Genomic DNA, 20,542 nt, shown 5'->3' with positions numbered 1-20,542 from the left:
ACTTGTAAGACGCTATAATCACAACAACTTTTATTTGACTGAGCAAATGACAGACTTAAATGGAGGCTTGAATGGGCGATAGCATTGCGGTGCTTATACCGTGCTACAACGAAGCCGTAACCATTGCCAAGGTGGTAGATGACTTTAAGCGCGAATTACCCGAAGCGGTAATTTATGTGTACGACAACAATTCGAAAGACGAGACCGCAAAAATCGCAGCTGAGCATGGGGCGATAGTGCGTCACGAAGCGCGCCAGGGCAAGGGCAACGTGGTGCGCTCGATGTTCCGCGACATCGATGCCGATTATTACATCATGGTAGACGGCGACGATACGTATCCCGCCGAGGCGGCGCGTGAACTCTTGGCCCCTCTTCAGGCGGGCGAGGCCGACATGACCGTTGGCGATCGCCTTTCCAACGGAAGCTATGGCGAGGAAAACGACCGGGCGTTTCACGGTTTTGGCAATAATTTGGTCCGTTGGCTCATTAAAGGCATTTACGGCTTTGCGTTCGACGACGTGATGACGGGTTACCGAGCCTTCAATCGTGTTTTCGTAAAAACCATGCCCGTGCTTTCCGAGGGCTTCCAGATAGAGACGGAGCTCTCCATTCATGCTGTCGATAAACGCTGGCGCATTGTAGATGTGCCCATCGAGTATCGAGATCGTCCTGAGGGCAGCGAGTCGAAGCTTTCGACGTTCGGCGACGGTGCGAAGGTTCTTAAGGCCATTGCGAGCCTTTTCAAAGAATACAAGCCCCTCGCTTTCTTTGCATGGATTTCGCTCATCTTGATTGCGCTCGGTTTGATCGTGGGAATTCCCGTCATCACGGCGTTTCTTGCGACCGGAGTGGTGCTCCGCGTTCCTTCTACCATTCTGGCCGTTGGGCTCGTGTTCTGCGGATGCCTCGCTTTTACCGCCGGCCTTATTCTTGATTCTGTTGCAAAGGCAAGCCGTAAGCAGTGGGAGATTGAAGTGTATAGATTCATGGCTGAAGACGCGAAATAGTTCTTCCCGAATTGATTGCCTAAAACGAGAAAAGCCTGCGTATGCAGGCTTTTCTCGTTAATGTCCTCGTGAGGGCTATTTGGCGATTTCCACTCCGAGTTCCTTTTTGACGAGGTCGAAAGCGGCGGCAACGGCCTTATCCATATCGTAATACTTATAGCCTCCCAAGCGGCCGGCAAATACCACGTCGCCCTCTTCGGCTGCAAGCTTCTCGTATTCAGCATACAACGCTTCGTTGCGCGCGTCGTTTACCGGGTAATAGGGCTCGTCTCCAGGCTTCCAATCGGCGGGGTATTCTCGGGTCAGGACCGTTTTGGGTTGCGTACCAAATTCGAAATGTTTGTGCTCGATGATACGAGTGTACGGCACCTCGCGCGCGGTGTAATTCACGACAGCGACGCCTTGGTGATTTTCCTCGTCAAGAATCTCGCTTTCGAATCGGAGGCTTCGGTATTCCAGGGTGCCCAATTTGAAGTCATAAAAAGCATCAATGGGACCACAATAAATCGTTCGATTGGCTATGTTGGGTTGTTCCGAAATAAGGTCTTTGTATTCGACGCCGCAGCGCACCTCTACGCCCTCGAGCATTCGTTCAACCATCTTCGTATAGCCGCCCATGGGAATGCCCTGGAAACGGTCATTGAAGTAATTATTGTCATAGGTAAAGCGGCAAGGCAGGCGTTTGATGATGCTGGCGGGCAAATCTTTGCAATCTCGGCCCCATTGCTTCTCGGTGTAGCCCTTCACGAGCTTTTCGAAGATGTCGCGGCCAACGAGGGAAAGCGCTTGCTCCTCAAGATTCGTGGGTTCGCCGATGTTTTCGGCAGCAACCTGCTCAGCGATTTTCGCCTTTGCTTCAGCGGGAGTGAATACGCCCCAAAGCTTGCTGAACGTATTCATATTGAAGGGCATGTTGTATGTTTCGCCATCAATGTAGGCAACGGGGGAGTTCACGTAGTTGTTGAACTCGCAGAATTGGCCCATATAGTCCCAAACGCCACGTAGGGAAGTGTGAAAGATGTGGGCTCCATATCGATGCACGTTGATGCCTTCGATTTCTTCGGTGAAGACGTTTCCCGCGATATGGTCGCGGCGGTCAATCACCAGGCATTTCTTGCCGATCTTTTGTGCTTCATGCGCGAAGACGGCGCCCGTCAAGCCCGCGCCAACGACGAGATAATCATATTGCGACATGTGGTGTTCTCCTTATGCGATCGGAAACGTTGCGTGCGTTGTCGCGCCTGCATGAACGACATCGCTTCCGTGGCGTGGTTGCGAGTCGCAAATCAAGTGCGGCGATAGAGCCTTTTACGTTTTTGGCGTGTTGCCCAAAAGCTACACAGCCTTCATAGCCGAATCCTTTTTCGATAGCCTAGAATAGTTTAGTGGATTGTCGCTATGAGATATGTTGAGGATATTACGAGAATGAACATAAAGGAGCCCTCAACAACCGAAAACAAAGGCCCTTTGAGCGCTGCCGGCGGCGTGGTGCTCGATGCGCCACCCGAGCACGAATCGTTCGATGAAAAGATCGCTCGCCTGAAAGAGCAGTTGAAAAGCGTGCCTACGCTTCCTGGCGTCTATCTGTGGAAGGACGCGACGGGACAGGTAATCTACGTCGGAAAAGCGAAGCAGCTTCGCGCCCGCATGAAGCAATACGTCATGGGGCAAGACGAGCGTGCGAAAATCCCCATGATGCTTGAGCAGGTTTCGTCGTTTGAGTACGTGGTGGTGAGCAACGAACACGAGTCGCTCGTGCTCGAAAAGAACCTCATCAACCAGTTCTCGCCGTTTTTCAACGCCGACTTCAAAGACGACAAAAGCTATCCATTCATCGCGATTACGAAAAGCGATGTTTTTCCCGCTATCAAGTTCACGCGCGAAAAGCACGTGGAAGGCACGCGGTATTTCGGGCCCTACACCGACAGCCGCGCGGCGCGCCAATTGGTCGATATCGCGCGCAAAGTCGTGCCGATTTGCTCGTCAAGATGCAACGAATGGCGCCGCCTGAAGCGAAAGCTCGACGCCAGGTCGCTCGAGGCTTTCTTATCGGAGGCGGGAACGCGACCATGCTTCGATGCGAACGTGGGCCTTGGGCCGGGTGCATGCTGCGGCCGTATTACCCCCGAGGAATACCGGCGCAATGTCGAGCGGATCGAGCGTTTTCTTGCGGGCAATCGCCGCGAATTCGTCGACGAGCTCACGGGTGAAATGGGCGATGCCGCCTCTGAGCTCGATTTCGAACGCGCGGGCCGCATCAAAGCGCGAATTGATACGATCAATTCGCTTTCCGATAAGCAGCATGCGGTTTCGTGTCGCAACTTGAACGCTGACGTTGTGGGCATTTCGCGCGAGGAGACCATCGCGGGCGTCCATGTGTTCATGGTGCGAGAAGGCCGCGTTGTGAATGGCAACGAATTCGTGCTCGATCGCGGCCGCGATGTGCCCGACGAGGATTTGCTCCACACCTTTCTGCTTCGCTATTATGACGCCACCACATCCATTCCGCACGAGGTCATTGTTGAGCGCGAATTGGAAGATGCGTCAGCGATGGAAGCATGGCTTACCGGCAAGCTCGACTCCGCCCATGGTGCGAAGGTCCATTTCACCGTGCCTCAACGTGGCGAAAAGCGAGATTTGCTCGACATGGCATGCAAGAATGCGCAGCATACGCTTATGCGCTACAAGGTGCGCACTAACTACGAAGATAAACGCATCAACGACGCCCTGCTGCAGCTTGAAAGCGCGCTCGCGATGGACGTCGCCCCTATGCGCATCGAGTGCTTCGATATCTCAACCATCCATGGCTCGTATACCGTTGCTTCTATGGTGGTATTTACGGGCGGAAGGCCCGATAAAAACCAATATCGTCGCTTTAAAATCAAGACGCCGCTCGATGAAGCTAACGACTTCCTGTCTATGCAGGAGGTCATGCAGCGCCGATATTGCGCAGAGCGCATGGCCGACGAGCGCTTTGGCTCGAAGCCCGATTTGATTATTCTCGATGGCGGTTTGCCGCAGCTCAATGCCGTGCTTGAGATGTTTGACGAAATGGGCATCCACGATATTGCGCTTGCGGGCTTGGCTAAGCGAGACGAGGAGCTTTTTGTCCCATGGCAGGAGAGCGGTCCGGTGGTGCTGCCAAGCGGATCAGCATCGCTGTACCTGGTGAAGCAGGTTCGCGATGAGGCCCATAGATTCGCCATTACGTTCCACCGAGAGCTCCGTGGCAAAGGCATGACGAAGTCGATTCTCGATGATGTCGTTGGTTTGGGCCCCGTTCGTAAGAAGGCGCTGCTTTCGGCGGCGGGCGGCTTCCGTAAGCTGCGCGAGATGAATGTTGACGAAGTTATTGGCCTTGGGGCTGTGCCGGAAGAAGTTGCGCGTGAGGTGGTTGCCGTGCTCGCGCAGTATAATGGAGAGCGTGAAAAGGTCGAAGAATTGGGCGAAGGAATTGCGCCTGCTCAATCTGCCGAAGGTGCGATTGACGAAAACGCTGGTGTGCCCGAATGGGCCCGTGGTGAGTAGTTAGTTGATGGGAGAGCGTATCTATGGTTGAACGCAAGATGGGCGAGAGCCCGAACGACTTGGTCATCATTACGGGCATGAGCGGCGCGGGTCGCACCGAAGCCATGCACGCCTTTGAAGATTTGGGCTATTTCTGCATCGATAACTTGCCCGCGAGTTTGCTGGGGCAGCTGCTCGTTGTGACCGCCGATGACGCAAACGGCCTTTCGCGCAAACTTGCTGTGGTTTGCGATGCTCGAAATAAAGATTATTTCGCCGATCTCGACGATGAGCTCGATGCTCTGAAGCGCAAGGGCATTCCGTTCCGCATTGTGTTCCTCGACGCCGACGACGATAAGCTTGTCGCTCGTTATAAGGCGAGCCGTCGCCGTCATCCGTTGTGCGATGAGGGCATGACGATCGCGCAGGGTATCACTGCCGAGCGCGCGCTGCTTTATCAGCTTCGCGTCATGGCTCAAGACGTGGTGAACACCACTGACATGCTTCCTATGCAGCTGCGCGCGAAAATCCGCGAACTTTTTGGCGACGGAGATGAGCGGGAGGGCCTCGCCGTTACCGTGTACTCCTTCGGCTTCAAGCATGGCGCTGCGCTTGATGCTGATATCGTTATCGACGTGCGCTTCCTTCCGAACCCGTATTACGATCCTGCGCTCAAGTCGCTTACGGGTCTCGATGCTCCTGTTCGCGATTTCGTGATGTATCGCGACGAGACAGTTGAGTTCATGTCGCACTGGAAGAGCCTGCTTGATTGCGTGATGCCTGGGTATGTGAAGGAAGGCAAGCAACAGCTTGCCATTGCGGTCGGTTGCACTGGCGGCCAGCATCGCAGCGTCGCGATTGCCGAGGCTACGGGCGATTACCTGCGCACGCGCGGATATCGCGTGAGTGTGACGCATCGCGATTTGCCTTTGGCGGAATCGGTGCGAAACGAACTTACGGGCGAAACTAAGGTGCATGCGTAATGGGCGCCCCGTTTTCTTTGGACCCGTCGGCGACGGCGGCTTTCGCAAAGCTCGAACAAGATGTAGGCGCCCAGGCGCTTCATGACACGGCAGCGCCGGTAAAGGCTGTAGTCGTCGGTGGCGGCACGGGGGCGCCTGTGTCCATTCGCACATTGCTTTCCCTCGAAGCCGATACGTCGGCCGTTGTCGCCATGGCTGATGACGGCGGGTCGACGGGCATTTTGCGCGAAGAGGCGGGCGTTTTGCCGCCCGGCGATATTCGCAAGTGCCTCGTCGCGATGGCCGCCGACGAGGGTGACCCGCTCACGAGGGCGTTCAAATACCGTTTTTCGTTTGCGCGCAACCATACGCTCGGCAATCTTATGCTTTCGGCTCTCGAAGAGTCGACAGGCTCATTTCCCGAGGCTATCGATATTTGCTCGCGATTGCTGAACGCGAGGGGGCATGTCTATCCTTCGACGCTCGATGAAGTGCGCTTGTGTGCCGCAACGTGGAACGGGTGCAAGCTTGATGGCCAGGCGAAGGCGAGCCACTCCGATTCGACGCTGTATCGCGTATGGCTGGAATCGGCTGCGCCGGTTCGCGCGTACGCGCCCGCGCTTGACGCGATTCGCGAAGCCGATTTCATCGTGCTTGGACCTGGCTCGCTTTTCACGTCGATTCTGCCCAATTTGCTTGTGCCGGGCGTTGTCGATGCAATCCGCGATTCGCATGCCGCGACGTTGTTTGTGTGCTCGCTCGCTGATCAGCAAGGCGAGACGCGCGGCATGACGGCACTCGAGCATTACGAGGCGCTGTGCCGGCACGGCATGGAGGGACTCGTCGATTACATGCTCGTTCATAGCGTCGATTCTCTCCATCCTGGCGATGGCGCTTGTGAACGAGTCGACCTTGATGCTCGCTCTGGCCAAATCGGGGTGCATGGCGAGGAGATTCGTCCCGTGCGCATTTCCTGCGACGACGCCGACCTAATCCAGTCGCGCGGCACGGTCGTTATGGTTCGCGACCTCGTTGACCCCGAACGTCCCACGTGGCACGACCCGATTGCGCTGCGCAATGCGTTCCGCACGGTTTTGCGCCTTTCCCGCACGCAGCCTCGTTTCGCGAGGGATCGCGAGGTGGAGCGACGTGCTGCCGATATGGTGAAGGTGCGTACGACGGAATAGCGATAATGTGCCATGTCGTCGCATTGTGGCGGTGGCATGCTGGCGTGCGCCGCTTCGCCACCATGCTGCTATGCTGCTGCGTTGTGATCCTCCGTTGAATAGATTGTAGGGACCATTTTGGTTGCTTTGCCGCATCGGCCCATGCTCGCGCCTCTCGTGCGTGTGTCGATCATGTGCTGACCTTGAATAGAATGGTATGCGAATTCAGGTCGTCCGGCTGCGCTCCTCGGGTGTGTCGTGTTCCTTCGCAAACCTTGGGTCGCGAAGGGGGTTTGAACCAATGAGCAGGGAAATCGTTCAATTGAGCTTCCTCAACGCCCTATTTTGCAGGTGATTTGCGGTATACTGAGCGTTCGACTTGCTCCCAAAGCCTAGAAAGCCCCTATTCATGTCGTTTACCGCCGATGTCAAAGATGAACTCACGCGCGTGATTCCTACGTGCAGCCATTGCGACAAAGCTACGCTTGCCGCAATCGCTCGCATTGAGGGCACGTTGTTGTTTTCTGGTCCGGGGCGATACAAACTCGAGATAGCCACAGAAATCAGCTCGGTTGCGCGCCTCGTAATTCGTTCTTTGCACACGCTCTATAAGCTGAAAACCGAGCTTACGGTACGACGCAGCGTGCTCCATAAAACCCCGAATTACCTCATTACCGTTCCTTCGCAGCCGAACCTCGAGCCAGCGTTGCACGATTTGGGAATTCTTGCAAAAACTGGTATTGAAATGGGAATTCTTCCTCATTTGGTCGAGAAGACGTGCTGCGCGGCTGCCTATTTGCGTGGAGCGTTTTTGGGCAGCGGCTTCATCGCCGAGCCACGCGGCGATTTTCACTTCGAGATCACCGTGGAAAGCGAAGAATTGGCAAACGGTCTTGTGCAGCTCATGGCAGACCGCGACATCAATGCTCGCGTGCTGCATCGCCGCAACTCATACATCGTCTATCTCAAGAGCGGGGAAGCGATTTCGGAATTCTTGGCATTTGTCGGCGCGCATCAGTGCGCTCTCGCCATGGAAAACGAGCGCGTTCGCAAAAGCGTGCGCAATGAAATCAACCGCAAAGTGAACGCGGAAGTCGCGAATCAGGCGAAAAGCGCCGAAGCCGCCATCGACCAGATTGTGAGCATTCGAAAGCTCGCCGAGAGCGGCAAAATGGCGGAGCTTTCGCCGGGCTTGCAGGAATTTGTGAAATTGCGCCTGCAAAATCCCGATGCAAGCCTTAAAGAACTTGGCCAGCGCGCCAATCCGCCGTTGTCGAAAAGCGCAGTGTACCATCGCGTTCGTCGTTTGGAAGAGATGGCGAAAAGCCTCTAAGAACTATTATGCGCGAGTAATGCCGGCAGTTTTACCCTTTCGGACCGGAAATGGCTCCAATGCGACTCGTGCGGCGGACGCGACCTGTATTGCGAATGCGGCTTGCATTGCGAATCTTACCTGCGTCACGGAATGACTTGCATCGTCGATGCGACTTCGATTTTGTTGAAAAAGGCCCTCGAATGTGGTCTTTTCCGCGTCAAAAATATCGAATGATTAAGAACGGTGCATACCTGTTGTACAAATTCCCAGGTCAGAAGCTTATCGACATAACTGCATAATGCAGAGGTCACTGCGTCATGCCGCATTCGAGGCTCTTTTTGCGCAAATAGAAATGGGCCCACATTGCGTGAGCCCATTCACCCGAAGCGATAGGAAGCGTTCTGAAGCGATATGGTGCGATTCGCCTACTTCGCGTTGTCGTCCAGCCAATTCATCGCGACGCTTGCGTAAAGCGCGCATGACATGGGAAGCGCGTTCTCGTCGAAGCGAACATGCGGGTTGTGCTGCCCGTAGCATTCGTTGATTGGGCCGGCAGCTGCGCCAATCATCATGTAGTTTGCGGTGCAGGCTTGAGAGATGCTGCCGAAGTCTTCAGAGCCCATGCCGTGCGCGCCGCCATAGAGTTGCGCCTGAGGAAGCGTCTGCTTGGTGTATTCGACGCATTGTTCCATGAATTCTTTGTCGTTAAACACCGCGGGGCTCGGGCGGCCGAAGGTCGTCGTAGCCGTGCAGCGGTAGGTTTGCGCGATGCCGCTTGCGATTTCGGTGATGCGCTTTTTCGCGAGCTCTTCAGTCTTCTTATCGAACACGCGAATAGTTCCTTGCATCGTGGCCGACTGCGGAATTGCATTGCCTGCGTCGCCCGCGTTGAATGCGCCGCAGGTAATGACGAGCTCGCTCATAGGAGAAATCTCGCGGGCGAGGATCTCTTGAAGCCCAATATGGATGTGGGCGGCGGCGGTGATGGGGTCGACGCACGAGTCGGGCATGGAGCCATGGCCCGCCACGCCTTCAACGACGATTTTCCAGTTGTACGCCGCGGCCATGGGTCGTTCGCCGTACACGATAACGCCCGTGGGTACCGTCGAGACCACATGCATCGCGAACGCGCGGTCGACGTGCGGGTTTTCGAGCACGCCTTCAGCAATTGCTTCGTCAGAGCCGTTGTAGCCTTCCTCGCCTGGTTGGAAGAACAGCTTCACCGTGCCTTTCAATTCGCTTTCGTGCGTTTTCAGAATATGGGCGGCGCCAAGCAAAGTAGCCGCGTGCATGTCATGGCCGCAGGCATGCATATTGCCGTTGGTCGATGCGAATTCCTCGCCCGATTCTTCAGCCATCGGCAGGCCGTCGATGTCGCTTCGCAGCATAAGGCACGGCTCGCCCTCTCCGATGGTTCCGACAACGCCCGAGCCGTTGATGATCGTGTGGAAGGGAATGTCGAGCTTGGTGAGCTCCGATTGGATATACGCGCTCGTATTGGGCGTTTCGAGTCCGATTTCCGGCATCTGGTGGATGTCGCGGCGCCATGCAACGAGTTGCTCTTTGAGCGCGGTCGCCTCTTCGAAGAAATTGATGGATGTCGGCATTGGTGCCTCGCTTTCCGCCTGGGCCGCAGCCTCGGGCAAGCCGAAGTTCTGAAGAGTTCGGCGAGCGATTCTACGCGCTTTCGTGGCAAATGTCTCAAAAAAATCCAGCTAAAAGGCAAATAAGTTGAAAACTTTAGTTGACTAAAGTGCTCATTCGTCGTACCTTTACGCGTTATATCTGCGGCTTTCCGTGCAAGCGGGGGCCATATTGGAAGGAAGAACAATGGCAGAAGAACAAGTCGCGAATGGTGCGCAGGGCGGCGCGCCGAAGACGGGCGGCACAGAGAAAAAAGGCTTCTTCTACGGCTGGTGGATTGTCATCGGCGGCTTCATGATCATGGCAACATGCTACACGGCTTTCGTGAACTGCATGTCGCTTTTCCAGGCGCAAATCGTGGGCGATTTGGGCATGACGATTGGCGAATACAATACGGGCACTTCGCTCGCATCGCTCATTTCGATTGTGGGCACGCTCATCATTGGCTTCCTGCTCGATAAGATCAATGCCCGCGCTATCGCAGTGGGCATTACGGCCCTCGCGACAGTGATGCTCTTCGGGTATTCGGTCGCAAGCGCTCCGTGGCACATCTATTTGCTCGCCGCGCTTTCTGGCACCATCATCACCGCAGGCGCGCGCTTGTTCGTTTCGGTCATCATCACGAACTGGTTCAACTTGAAGCGCGGTTTTGCCGTGTCGTTGGCGCTGTGCGGTTCCGCGTTCGGCGGCGCAATTCTCTCGCCGATTGTTGGCAACATCATCGCCACCTCTGGCTGGCGCTTCGCTTTCGTGGTGCTTGCGATCATCTGCTTGGTCGGTTCGCTTCCCATCGCTGTGATTTTCTTCCGTTCGCATCCTTCCGACAAGGGCCTGCAGCCTTATGGCGCCGAGCTTTCTGGGGAAGAAATCAAAGCAATCGAGAACAAGGGCAAGAAGAAGGTCGCGCAGGTCGACCCCGAGGTTACGGTTGCCGTTGGCTGGAAGGTTATGAAGAAAAGCGCCGCGTTCTGGCTGCTTGCGTTGGGCTTCATGCTGGTTGGCGCAATCAATGCGATGATCGTTGTGAACACGATTTCGAACATGACCTCCGTCGTCATGAACGGCGAGACTATCGTAACGGGCGGCCATGATATCGCTTGGGCTTCCACGGTGCTTTCCGCCGAGTTGGTGCTGGTCGTGTTCTGCAAGGTTGCGCTCGGCTCGATGTATGACCGCCTTGGCCTCATTCCTTCGACCGTCATCGGCGCGTTCACGTGCTTCGCGGCGAATTTCTTCATGATCTTCAACACGACCGACTGGGGCCCGATTCTTGCCGCGGTGTTCTTTGCGTTCGGCACGTGCGTATGCACCGTTGGCCCTTCGGTTATGATGACGAAAGAATTCGGTCGCCTCGACATCGGCAAAGCCACGAGCATTATGGTCGCCGTGCAGAGCGTTGGCGGCATTATGGGCGCCATCGTTTCCGGCCAGGCTTTCGACGCGGCTTTGAGCTTTACGCCCGCCTGGATTTTCGGCATGGTGATCTCGGTCATCATGGGCGTGTGCATGGTTGCCTCGGTGAAGCTCGCGCGCAAGCTCGTTGCGAAGCAAATTGCCGCTGGTGCGCCTCGCGTCGATGAAGAAGGCAAAATCATCGAAGGGTCTGTGGCCGCCGCTTAAGAGCTGCCAGCTTGATGGGCGACGCGAGTCTCAACATGCCGGCGAAAGGTGGGAGTGCCTCGATATTCTTCAAGGTCATTTCTCTATGAGCCGCTTTGTGCAGTTGAGGCATTGCATCGTTGCGTATTCTGCTGCATTTATCGAAAAGCCGTCCTAAGGGGCGGCTTTTTTAGCGCAGAGAGTTGGTTATTGGATATACTTCTAGAGTTTGCGTTCTGTGACGCAATGCGTTGTTCTACTTATGTATATAGAGAGGTTTTCGATGGCTTCTAACGAGCAAGCCGCACCTGCGCGCGAGCATTTTGCATCGCGTATCGGCTTTCTGCTTATCGCTGCAGGTTGCGCGATTGGCCTGGGCAATGTTTGGCGTTTTCCCTATATCGTCGGCGAGTACGGCGGAGCTGCATTCGTGCTGCTGTACCTCATCTTCCTCGTGATTCTTGGTTTGCCCGTTATGGTTATGGAATTTGCCGTGGGCCGCGCGAGCCAGAAGAGCGGCGCGCTTGCGTATGACGTTTTGGAGCCGAATCGCCGTTTCCACTGGTTTACGTGGTGGGGCCAAATCGGCTGCTACGTGTTGCTCATGTTTTACACGACGGTTGCAGGCTGGATGCTCGCGTACATTCCCAAAATGGCTTCGGGCGAACTTTCCACGACCGACCCCGATGCAATTGCCGCGTCGTTTTCGGGCATGCTGGCCGACCCCGCGCAGCTCATCGGATGGATGGTCGTCGTTGTGCTCATCGGCTTTCTTGTGTGCCGCTTGGGCCTGCAAAAAGGCGTCGAGCGCATTACGAAAGTCATGATGGCCGCGCTCTTTGTCATCATGATTGCGCTGTGCATTCGCACGGTTACTCTGCCGGGAGCGGGCGAGGGCATCGCGTTTTACCTTATTCCCGATTTCGGCAAGCTGTTTGCCGGCAATACGCCTGCTGAGCAGTGGGCGACGTTTGGCCAGGCGGTCTACGCCGCAATGGGACAGGCGTTCTTTTCGCTGTCGCTCGGCATTGCCGCAATGGAAATTTTCGGTAGCTACATTGGCCGCGAGCGCAGCCTGACGGGCGAGGCCATTTCGGTTACGGCGCTCAACACTGTCGTTGCCATTCTTGCCGGCCTCATCATTTTCCCTGCATGTTTCGCGTATGGCGTCACGCCCGATTCGGGCCCCTCGCTCGTGTTCGTTACCCTTCCCGCCGTATTCGCGGAAATGCCTCTGGGCAATGTATGGGGAGCGCTTTTCTTCGTGTTCATGAGTTTTGCGGCTCTTTCCACGGTTATCGCCGTGTTCGAGAATCTCGTAAGCTGGACGATGGACAAATTCGGCATGTGGCGCAGCCGTGCTGTCACCATAACCGCTATTTTGCTCGTGCTGCTGAGCTTGCCGTGCGCGCTTGGTTTCAATGTGCTTTCGGGCATCGCGATTCCCGCGATCGGCGATATTCAGAGCATCGAGGATTTCGTTGTCTCGAATAATATGCTGCCGCTGGGCGCCCTTGTCTTCGTGCTGTTCTGCACGCAGAAATTCGGCTGGGGTTGGGATAATTTCCTTGCCGAAGCCGATCAGGGCAAAGGCGTGAAATTCCCCGCCTGGGCAAAACCGTGGATCAAATACGGCATCCCCGTGCTCATCGTGGCCATTTTCGTCATGGGCTACGCCAGCATCTTCGCTTAAAGACTTCCGCATCTAACGACCCCGCCTCTGCGGGGTCGTTTCGTATTCTTCCTGCACCACAAAGTTTGACCGTGCGACGCTGCATGCGGCCACGGCTCGCTACCGCGTTTGTCCTTCGGCCACTGCGCTATGCGCGCGCCTGGCTTCGTTTAACTATGAAATGAAGTGCGCAAGTGAACACAGGCGGTCGCAATCGGCGCCGCATGGTCAAAAGCTGGCAGAAAGCACGACCACGAGAATAAGCCGATTTGCAATCGAAACCCTCGTTCGGATCTCCCATTGAACGAATCTCGCCCTTTTTGGCGACGGCACTCGGGAAGGCTTGCGCGAGACCCTCTGCGTTTAAATGAGGGTTTCATCAAAAGTTGAACGCAGCGAGGTGAGCGCATAGTGAGCCAAAGGCGAACGGTAGCGAACCGTGGTCTCGCGCAAGCCTTCCCGAGCGCCGTCGCCAAAGCTGCGACTCGTCTCAATTCACCATTTCTTCGCATCGTTCAACCCCCGATTTGGCGGCAGTTATACCTTTGGCGTACAATAACGCATTGTTGATTTACGTCCGTTTTAGTGGACGTCTGGCCAAACTGCCATTTTTCTGCGGCTCGCATTATGCGATAGGCGGTTGGTCTTCGAACGCATACAGCGTTCTCTTGTATGGATGTTGCATTGCGCTGGCGCGCGTAGGTGCTGCCGGGCGATGTGTTCATTGGAATATCGAAACGACGTGCGACTTTTAGGGTCGTCACTATGCGCGTTTCACTATGCTTAAGGAGCGAATGAAACTTGACTAACGAACAGCACTCGCCGGAGCAGTCTTCCGGCACGCTTGGCGGCGCCATTGCTGCTGCCAAGTCGTCTGCGGCAAAAAACGGCGCCGAAGGCACCGACGGCGCGAAAACCCGCAGCCGCTCTCGCGGTTCGCGCGGGGGCCGCGGCCGTGGTCCTAAGAAAGACGCCGCACAAAGCGGCAACCAGCAAGACGCCAAGGCTGCCTCTGCCAACCAGGCCGAGCCGTCATCGAAGGCCTCGAACGGGAATCGCCGTCGTTCCACGACGCGCACTAAACATGTCTCGCTCGAGCATAAGCGCCCGCAGCTTACGCCGGGCTCAGAGCTTGAGCCCGAATCGTTCAACAAACCGCGCACGCGCAAGCCTCGTTCTGGCAACAATTCTCGCCGTGCGGTGAAGAACAACCCCGATGTGACGTTGAAGGTCATTCCGCTTGGCGGCCTCGACGGCATTGGCAAGAACATGACCGTCATCGAGTGCGGCGACGACATGATTCTCGATGACGCTGGCCTCATGTTCCCCGACGATGACCATCCTGGCATCGACCTCATTCTTCCCGACTACACGTATGTGCTCGAGAATGAGCACAAGCTTCGCGGCATCATCATTACCCACGGCCATGAAGACCATACGGGTAGCTTGCCGTACCTCATGAAGGACCTCACCAAGAAGGTTCCGATTTACGGCACGAAGATGACGCTCGGCCTTATCGAGGGCAAATTCAAGGAGCATCGCATCAAGGCGAAGCTGTGCGAAGTCAATCCTGGCGACGAGATGAAGATCGGCAATTTTGTGGTCGACTTCTTCGCGGTGAATCACTCCATCCCTGGCGCGCTCGGCGTGTTCTTCCAGTCCCCGGCCGGCAATGTGCTGCATACGGGCGACTTCAAGCTCGACCAGAGCCCGATTGACGGCGTTCGCACCGACTTCGGAGCACTCGCGCGTTTCTCGAAAATGGGCGTCGACCTCATGATGAGCGATTCGACGAACGCCACGAACCCGAATTTCACGCCTTCTGAGGCTGAAGTTGGCAAGGCGTTGCGTCCCATTATCGAGAACGCCAAGGGCCGCGTCATTATCGCGAGCTTTGCAAGCCATATCCACCGCCTGCAGCAGATCGCCGATGCTGCCGTTGCATCTGGCCGCAAGGTCGTGGTCACAGGCCGTTCGATGATTCAAAATACCGATATCGCGCGTCGTTTGGGCTATCTGAAGATCCAAGACGTCGACCTTATCGACGCCTATGACCTGAAGGGCATTCCGCCCGAGAAGGTCGTCATTATGTGCACGGGCAGCCAGGGCGAGCCGCTTTCGGCGCTTGCTCGTATCGCGAACGGCGAGCATAAGACCATCCAGATTGACGAAGGCGACACGGTCATCATTTCCGCGACGCCTGTTCCTGGCAACGAGAAGGCCGTCACGCGCATCGTGAACCAGCTTTCGAAAATCGGTTGCGATGTATGGGACAAGCATCGCGCTATGGTTCACGTTTCGGGCCATGCGAGCGCCGAAGAGCTCAAGCTCGTGCTTTCCATTGTGCAGCCGAAGTACTTCATGCCGGTGCATGGCGAGTCGATGCATCTTCGCGCTCACGCGAACCTCGCTCAAGCCACGGGCGTTGATCCGAGCCATATCTTTATGTGCGAGAACGGCGACACGCTCGAGATGACGAACGGCATCGTGAAATTCGGAGAGCCTGTCGAAAACGGCATCGTCTATGTTGACGGCCTTTCGGTGGGCGACACCTCGAAAGACGTGCTCGATGAGCGCACGACGCTTTCCAATTGCGGCTTCGCCTGCATTTGCGCCGCCGTTGACCACAAGCGCCACCAGATTTTGGGCAATGTGCGCGTCGAGATGCACGGCATCACGGGCGGCGACGTCGCCGAGCTTCGTCGCGAGGCGACCGACGGCGTCAAATGCACTCTGCGTCGCAGCGTGGAACGTGGCGTGAAGGGCAAAGACCTCGAGAAGGCGTGCCGCGATTCGCTGCATTCGCTTCTGTGGGATCGCACGAAGCAGCGCCCCATGGTCATTGCGACGATTATCGAGGTGTAAACGTTTCGCGGAATGAACATTCCGCTGCGCTATAATTCAGGTTTCGCACGTCAGTGCAAGCCGTATGAACTTTTCGGCCGGGTTGCCTTTCGGACAACTCGGCCGCTGCCGAATTTATATGCATCGTAAACGCAGTATTTGAAGGAGCACGCCATTGGCCCGCGGTTCAAAGACGAACACCGCACAATCGAATAGCGCCAAGGGCGCTTCAGCCCAAAGGAAAAAAGGAAAAAACGACGCCGAAGAGCGCCTCGCGCTTAAAGACGCTCCGTCTCGCAGCAGGGCGCGCGTCCGCGCTGCCGAAGAGGAAGCCTCCTTTGAGGAGTTCGATCGCGAGCCGCGCATTTTCGACGATCGCACCAAGCGCGACATCGCTGGCGTTATTGTCGCCGTGGTCGCCGTGGTGCTCTTCCTGGCCGTTGTCTTGCAGCCGTCCGGCTTTCTGACGAGCGCTCTTTCGAGCGCGTTGCATCTTTCGCTCGGAATTGGCGCGTATGTGCTGCCATTCATTTTGGTTATCGTGGGCGCGAGCCTCATTGTGCGCGTCGATCGCGCCGATTTGCCTCTTCGCTTGGGCGTGGGCCTTGCGATGCTCTTCTTCGCGTTCATGTCGGCCCTCTCGCTTCTTACGCCCGGTGCCTCAACTAACGGCGCGGTGCTTTTCGACGCGAACGTGCTTGCTTCGCGCGGTGGTTACGTTGGCTCTGGCATTGCATGGGCGCTTCTGCAGCTGTTCGGCGAAGCCGTGAGCATCGTGCTCCTCCTTGGTGTCGCGCTTGCCGGAGCTGTCATCATTGGCTTTTCGCTTACGGGCGCATTCGAGTCGCTTCGCGAGAAGGGCTCGCAATTCAATGCTCGCCTGCGTGCCGCACGCGATACGGAAGATGACGAACTTCCTGGCATTCCTTATGAAGCGGTCGATGCGGACGATAATCCCTATGCTGCGCTTGACGAAGATCGTCCTCAGGCTCAGGTCGAGTCTCCCAAACCGGGCGCCCCTCGTCGCGAAGAGCGCGGTTTGCTTGCCGGCTTTGGCATGACGAAAAAGGAGCGTGAAGCTGCCGCTGCGGCGAAGGCTGCGCAAGAGGTCCAACGAGAAGTGCCGCCAGCACGCATTCGTCGTGCCGAGCCCGTGCACGTTCCTCGCGACCTTTCGCGCCCTCGCCGTGCATCCGAGTCGCTCTCGACGCAATTGCTCGAAGGCCGTCGTCCTGGCCAGGTTCCCGCCCCAACGGTCGATACCTATTGGCCAGCTGAATATGCTTTTGGCGCCGCCGAAGATGGTGCAAGCGCCGCTTCGAGCGCCGTGGTGGGGGCTGCTGCCGCCGTCGCGGGCGTGGGCGGAGCGCACGCGGTCGAGAGCGCTCGCAATGCCTTTGGTGACATCGAGGACGAAGCCGTCACCCAGCTTCTTGGCGCGAAGCCGGCGTTTTCCCAAAAGAAAAAGCAGGTCAAAGGCAATGCATCTGATTCTTCTGCTCAAACGCGCTTGCTGAAATCGAAACGTGAACCGCTTCCTTGGGAAGACGATGCTGAAGCGGCCGACAACGCTTCGCAGGCCGATTCGAACGTGAGTGCTGCCGAAAAGCCGATGACGCGTCGCTTGAGCGATGTTTCCGCTGCGTCCGATGTGTCGAAAACACGTGCAGCGGCCTCGGCCAAGGCCAAGAAGATCGATAATTCCGCATTCAATAAAGAAGGGGAGACGCGCGGTGATTTCACCTTACCGGCGTTTGGCCTCATTCACCATACTGAAGTTGCTACCGAAGCCGACGAGGCTGAGCTTCGTACGCTCGCCGCAGAACTGCAAAATACGCTCGAAGATTTCAGCATCATGGCGCAGGTCGTTGGCTGGGTTGCTGGTCCCACGGTCACGCTGTTCAAGGTCGATTTGCCCTCAGGCGTGCGCGTAAGCCGCATTATGAGCCTGACCGACGACATCGCTTTGGCGCTTGCGGCGCCCGGCGTGCGCATTTTCGCGCCCATTCCCGGCACGAACCATGTGGGCATCGAAGTGCCGAATCGCACGCGCCAGAACGTGCTTTTGGGCGACGTGCTTAAAGACGCCCATGGCGCGCCGCTTGAAATGGCTATTGGCAAAGATGTCGAGGGTCATTCGATCGTCGTCGATCTTGCGAAAATGCCGCACCTGCTTATCGGCGGCACCACGGGTTCGGGCAAGTCGGTCGCAATCAATGCGATGATCATGTCCATTCTTATGCGCGCCACGCCCGATGAAGTTCGTTTCATCATGATCGACCCGAAGCGCGTCGAATTCACCCCGTACAACGGCATTCCCCATTTGTACGTGCCCGTCGTTACCGAAAACAAGGAGGCGGCGAGCGCTCTGTCATGGGGCGTCGCTGAAATGGAGCGCCGCCTGAAGGTCATGTCGAAGGCCGGCGTGCGCAATATTTCGCAATACAACAAGAAGGTTGAAAGCGGACAGCTCGATGACGAGGAGAAACCCGAAGACGAGTGGCCGAAAAAGATGCCGTATATCGTCATCATCATCGACGAGCTTGCCGACCTCATGATGAACGTTGGCAAAGAGGTCGAACTTTCCATTAGCCGAATTGCACAGCTCGCCCGTGCGGCTGGCATTCACATGATCGTCGCCACGCAGCGTCCGTCGACCAACGTCGTAACGGGCCTTATCAAGGCGAACATCACGAACCGTATCGCGTTCAACGTCGCTTCGGGCATTGACTCTCGCGTTATTCTCGACACCCCCGGCGCCGAAAACCTCATCGGATTGGGCGACATGCTGTTCAGCAAGCCAGAATGGCCAAAACCCCAGCGTTTGCAGGGCTGCTTCGTTTCCGAAGAGGAAATCGAAGCCGTGGTGAGCCACTTGAAGTCGCAAGGCGAGCCTGAATACCACAGCGAGATTCTTCAAACGAACGTGATCAGCCTGGGCTCGTCGATGCCCGACGGCTCTGGCGGCTCTTCGAGTGCCGACGACCCGCTTTTGTGGGACGCCGCCGACATCGTCGTGGCGAGCGGTCTCGGTTCTACTTCGAACATTCAGCGCAAATTGAGCGTAGGGTATTCCCGCGCAGGGCGCATCATGGATATGCTAGAAGAGAAAGGCGTTGTGGGCCCGCCGAACGGCAGCAAGCCCCGCGACGTGCTTGTCGATGAAATGGAACTTGAATCTTTGAAGGCTTTTGAGGCGCGCGACGCCGCGGAAGATGGATTCTAGGAGTAAGAGTGAACGAATCGAATTTCGGCAATATTCTGCGTGAAGCGCGCGAGCGTTCGGGCGAAGATTTGATGTCCGTCGCCCGCAAGCTGCGCATTCGCCCCGATATTTTGGAGTCTATTGAGGCGGGGGACTTGTCCAACATGCCCCCGCGCGGCTATTCGCGCAATATGATCAACGCATATGCGCGGTATCTGGGCCTCAATCCCACGAATCTCGTCGATGCCTATTTGTCGCAGCAATATCAAGACCAAGTCGAGCGAGCTCGTAAGAATATTCGCCCGACTGGTTTCGACATGCCTTCGGGCAGGCGCCATCATGGTTTGCGTGAAGAAATTCATGCCGACGAGCGTTCGCAGGCGCGCGCCGCAGCGGCGGATCGCGTGTCGCGCGATGACGCGCTTCCCAACGATTATGCGGCGATTGAAGCGGAAAGCTCGCGAAACCGCGCACGTCGCCTGGGACTCGATTCCCAGCGTTCGAACAAGTCTTCTCGTGCGACCGGCTCGCCGTCGCGCCCCTCCCAGTCGCGTTCGTTCGGCGGCTCGTCGTTTGATACGGGCCTGTTCGACGATATCGATCGTGGCGCAGCCGAATCCCGTGAACTGTCCTCGGCCGAACGCGCCATTGCGCAACGTCCGCCCTCGACTTCGCATAGCCGCCGCGCGGGAGCGGTGCATGTTGGTTCATACAATGCGTATGGCCAGGGCCTCTATAACCACACGCGTCAACAGGCGGCGGGCGATAGCCCTGAGCGCACGCGTCGCCTTGACGATGCTCCTGCGCGTCCTTCTTCTCGTCGTTCGAATCCGGCGGCCGCAGGCTCTACGCGCAGGCTGCGCCGTTCCGAGGATGAAGAAAAAGAAACCTACATGCCGCGCCAATCGAGGCGTTCGGCGCTTCCCGAAGAACACTCAATCAGCGTGTATGCCGCCCCACGCAATCTTGGGACAAACAAATCGGGCATAGGCGAAAAGCTTCCGTTCCTCATTGCCGGCATCATCATCTTGCTGCTCGTCGTTGTTATCGCTTTCTTGGCGAATGGCGTTGGCTCGAAAGCAACGTCGAGCGCCCAGCAAAGCACGCCGATGAACATCACGGGGCTTCCTGAATCTTCGCCATCGAGCTCTTCGTCGAATTCGTCTTCCGATTCTGAAAGCTCCGATTCGCAAACGGCTAAGGAGACGACGACCAAAAAGACCGAAACTGCTCCCACAAAGGCTGTTGTTGCGTATTCGGTCGCGAAGGGCGAGACGCCGTATGTCGAAATCTACGAAGGCAATGCTTGCCTGGTCGCCGAAAACCTGTCGGGCGGCGCGTCTGACAGCTACGACGTAACCGACTCGCTCACGATTGTCGCGAGCCCGTACGATGGCCTTACCGTAACGGTCGATGGCCAAGCGGTCGATTTGTCGCAGTATGTCACGAATGGCATTTTGCGCTACGAGGTGAACTTCAGCGACATTCTCGCGGCGTGGAACGAGGCCCATCCTGACGCGGCCTCGTCGGCGAGCAGCGCGTCTTCCTCGACGACTGGCGCATCTAGCAGCGCCTCTACTTCCAACTCCACTGAAGGCTAACACGTACCTCTTGTTTTCTT

Annotated in this window: 12 protein-coding genes; 10 read left to right on the top strand and 2 right to left on the bottom strand. The window is 56.7% G+C overall.

Annotated elements, in window-relative coordinates; genetic code table 11:
- Positions 1-71 precede the first annotated feature (71 nt).
- The gene (locus Q0D41_RS01890; protein WP_294374350.1) at positions 72-1,007 is read left to right on the top strand and encodes a glycosyltransferase family 2 protein; all 936 of its coding nucleotides are present in this window, start codon (positions 72-74) and stop codon (positions 1,005-1,007) included.
- Positions 1,008-1,082: 75 nt separating this feature from the next.
- Here Q0D41_RS01890 and glf read toward each other — a convergent pair whose 3' ends face one another.
- On the bottom strand, positions 1,083-2,201 hold the full coding sequence (gene glf / locus Q0D41_RS01885) for a UDP-galactopyranose mutase (RefSeq protein WP_294374347.1): 1,119 nt from the start codon (positions 2,199-2,201) through the stop codon (positions 1,083-1,085).
- 231 nt (positions 2,202-2,432) lie between these two features.
- Here glf and uvrC point away from each other — a divergent pair, with 231 nt between their 5' ends.
- From uvrC to whiA, 4 genes are all read left to right on the top strand, one after another.
- Positions 2,433-4,535, top strand: a complete 2,103-nt coding sequence (gene uvrC / locus Q0D41_RS01880) for an excinuclease ABC subunit UvrC (RefSeq protein ID WP_294374344.1) — start codon at positions 2,433-2,435, stop codon at positions 4,533-4,535.
- 38 nt (positions 4,536-4,573) lie between these two features.
- A complete protein-coding gene (rapZ, locus tag Q0D41_RS01875) occupies positions 4,574-5,497 on the top strand; it encodes an RNase adapter RapZ (RefSeq protein ID WP_294374469.1) in 924 nt (307 codons plus the stop codon).
- Positions 5,497-6,663 (top strand): gluconeogenesis factor YvcK family protein, encoded by a 1,167-nt coding sequence (yvcK, locus tag Q0D41_RS01870; RefSeq protein WP_294374341.1) that lies wholly within the window; start codon positions 5,497-5,499, stop codon positions 6,661-6,663. Before rapZ ends, yvcK begins: the two co-directional genes overlap by 1 nt.
- A gap of 388 nt (positions 6,664-7,051) precedes the next feature.
- Positions 7,052-7,975: a DNA-binding protein WhiA gene (gene whiA, locus Q0D41_RS01865; protein ID WP_114615543.1), complete on the top strand. Its 924-nt coding sequence runs from the start codon at positions 7,052-7,054 to the stop codon at positions 7,973-7,975.
- A 407-nt stretch (positions 7,976-8,382) separates the two neighbouring features.
- On the opposite strand, the gene Q0D41_RS01860 is transcribed toward whiA, so the two are convergent.
- Positions 8,383-9,564 (bottom strand): M20 family metallopeptidase, encoded by a 1,182-nt coding sequence (locus Q0D41_RS01860; protein ID WP_294374337.1) that lies wholly within the window; start codon positions 9,562-9,564, stop codon positions 8,383-8,385.
- Positions 9,565-9,787: 223 nt separating this feature from the next.
- Between Q0D41_RS01860 and Q0D41_RS01855 the strand changes: the two genes are divergently transcribed.
- The 5 genes from Q0D41_RS01855 to Q0D41_RS01835 all read left to right on the top strand — a co-directional run bounded on the left by Q0D41_RS01855 (position 9,788) and on the right by Q0D41_RS01835 (position 20,522).
- Entirely contained in the window at positions 9,788-11,221 is a 1,434-nt protein-coding gene (locus Q0D41_RS01855; protein ID WP_294374334.1) for an MFS transporter, read from the top strand.
- Between the two features lie 262 nt (positions 11,222-11,483).
- On the top strand, positions 11,484-12,893 hold the full coding sequence (locus Q0D41_RS01850; protein ID WP_294374332.1) for a sodium-dependent transporter: 1,410 nt from the start codon (positions 11,484-11,486) through the stop codon (positions 12,891-12,893).
- Between the two features lie 780 nt (positions 12,894-13,673).
- Complete coding sequence (locus Q0D41_RS01845; RefSeq protein ID WP_294374330.1) at positions 13,674-15,737, top strand: ribonuclease J; 2,064 nt, start codon at positions 13,674-13,676, stop codon at positions 15,735-15,737.
- Between the two features lie 154 nt (positions 15,738-15,891).
- Positions 15,892-18,942, top strand: coding sequence for a DNA translocase FtsK (locus Q0D41_RS01840; protein ID WP_294374327.1), 3,051 nt, complete (start codon positions 15,892-15,894; stop codon positions 18,940-18,942).
- Between the two features lie 8 nt (positions 18,943-18,950).
- Positions 18,951-20,522, top strand: coding sequence for a RodZ family helix-turn-helix domain-containing protein (locus Q0D41_RS01835; RefSeq protein WP_294374325.1), 1,572 nt, complete (start codon positions 18,951-18,953; stop codon positions 20,520-20,522).
- Positions 20,523-20,542: the final 20 nt, after the last annotated feature.

Source organism: uncultured Slackia sp., assembly GCF_934630525.1.
Classification (GTDB): domain Bacteria; phylum Actinomycetota; class Coriobacteriia; order Coriobacteriales; family Eggerthellaceae; genus Slackia.
This window is presented reverse-complemented; position numbering and strand designations above follow the sequence as displayed.

Excerpts from the sequence above, each read along its gene's own strand:
- glf (WP_294374347.1), bottom strand. The coding sequence starts at position 2,201 with ATGTCGCAATATGATTATCTCGTCGTTGGCGCGGGCTTGACGGGCGCC.
- uvrC (WP_294374344.1), top strand. The coding sequence starts at position 2,433 with ATGAACATAAAGGAGCCCTCAACAACCGAAAACAAAGGCCCTTTGAGC.
- yvcK (WP_294374341.1), top strand. The coding sequence starts at position 5,497 with ATGGGCGCCCCGTTTTCTTTGGACCCGTCGGCGACGGCGGCTTTCGCA.
- Q0D41_RS01850 (WP_294374332.1), top strand. The coding sequence starts at position 11,484 with ATGGCTTCTAACGAGCAAGCCGCACCTGCGCGCGAGCATTTTGCATCG.
- Q0D41_RS01855 (WP_294374334.1), top strand. The coding sequence starts at position 9,788 with ATGGCAGAAGAACAAGTCGCGAATGGTGCGCAGGGCGGCGCGCCGAAG.
- Q0D41_RS01860 (WP_294374337.1), bottom strand. The coding sequence starts at position 9,564 with ATGCCGACATCCATCAATTTCTTCGAAGAGGCGACCGCGCTCAAAGAG.
- Q0D41_RS01890 (WP_294374350.1), top strand. The coding sequence starts at position 72 with ATGGGCGATAGCATTGCGGTGCTTATACCGTGCTACAACGAAGCCGTA.
- whiA (WP_114615543.1), top strand. The coding sequence starts at position 7,052 with ATGTCGTTTACCGCCGATGTCAAAGATGAACTCACGCGCGTGATTCCT.
- rapZ (WP_294374469.1), top strand. The coding sequence starts at position 4,574 with ATGGGCGAGAGCCCGAACGACTTGGTCATCATTACGGGCATGAGCGGC.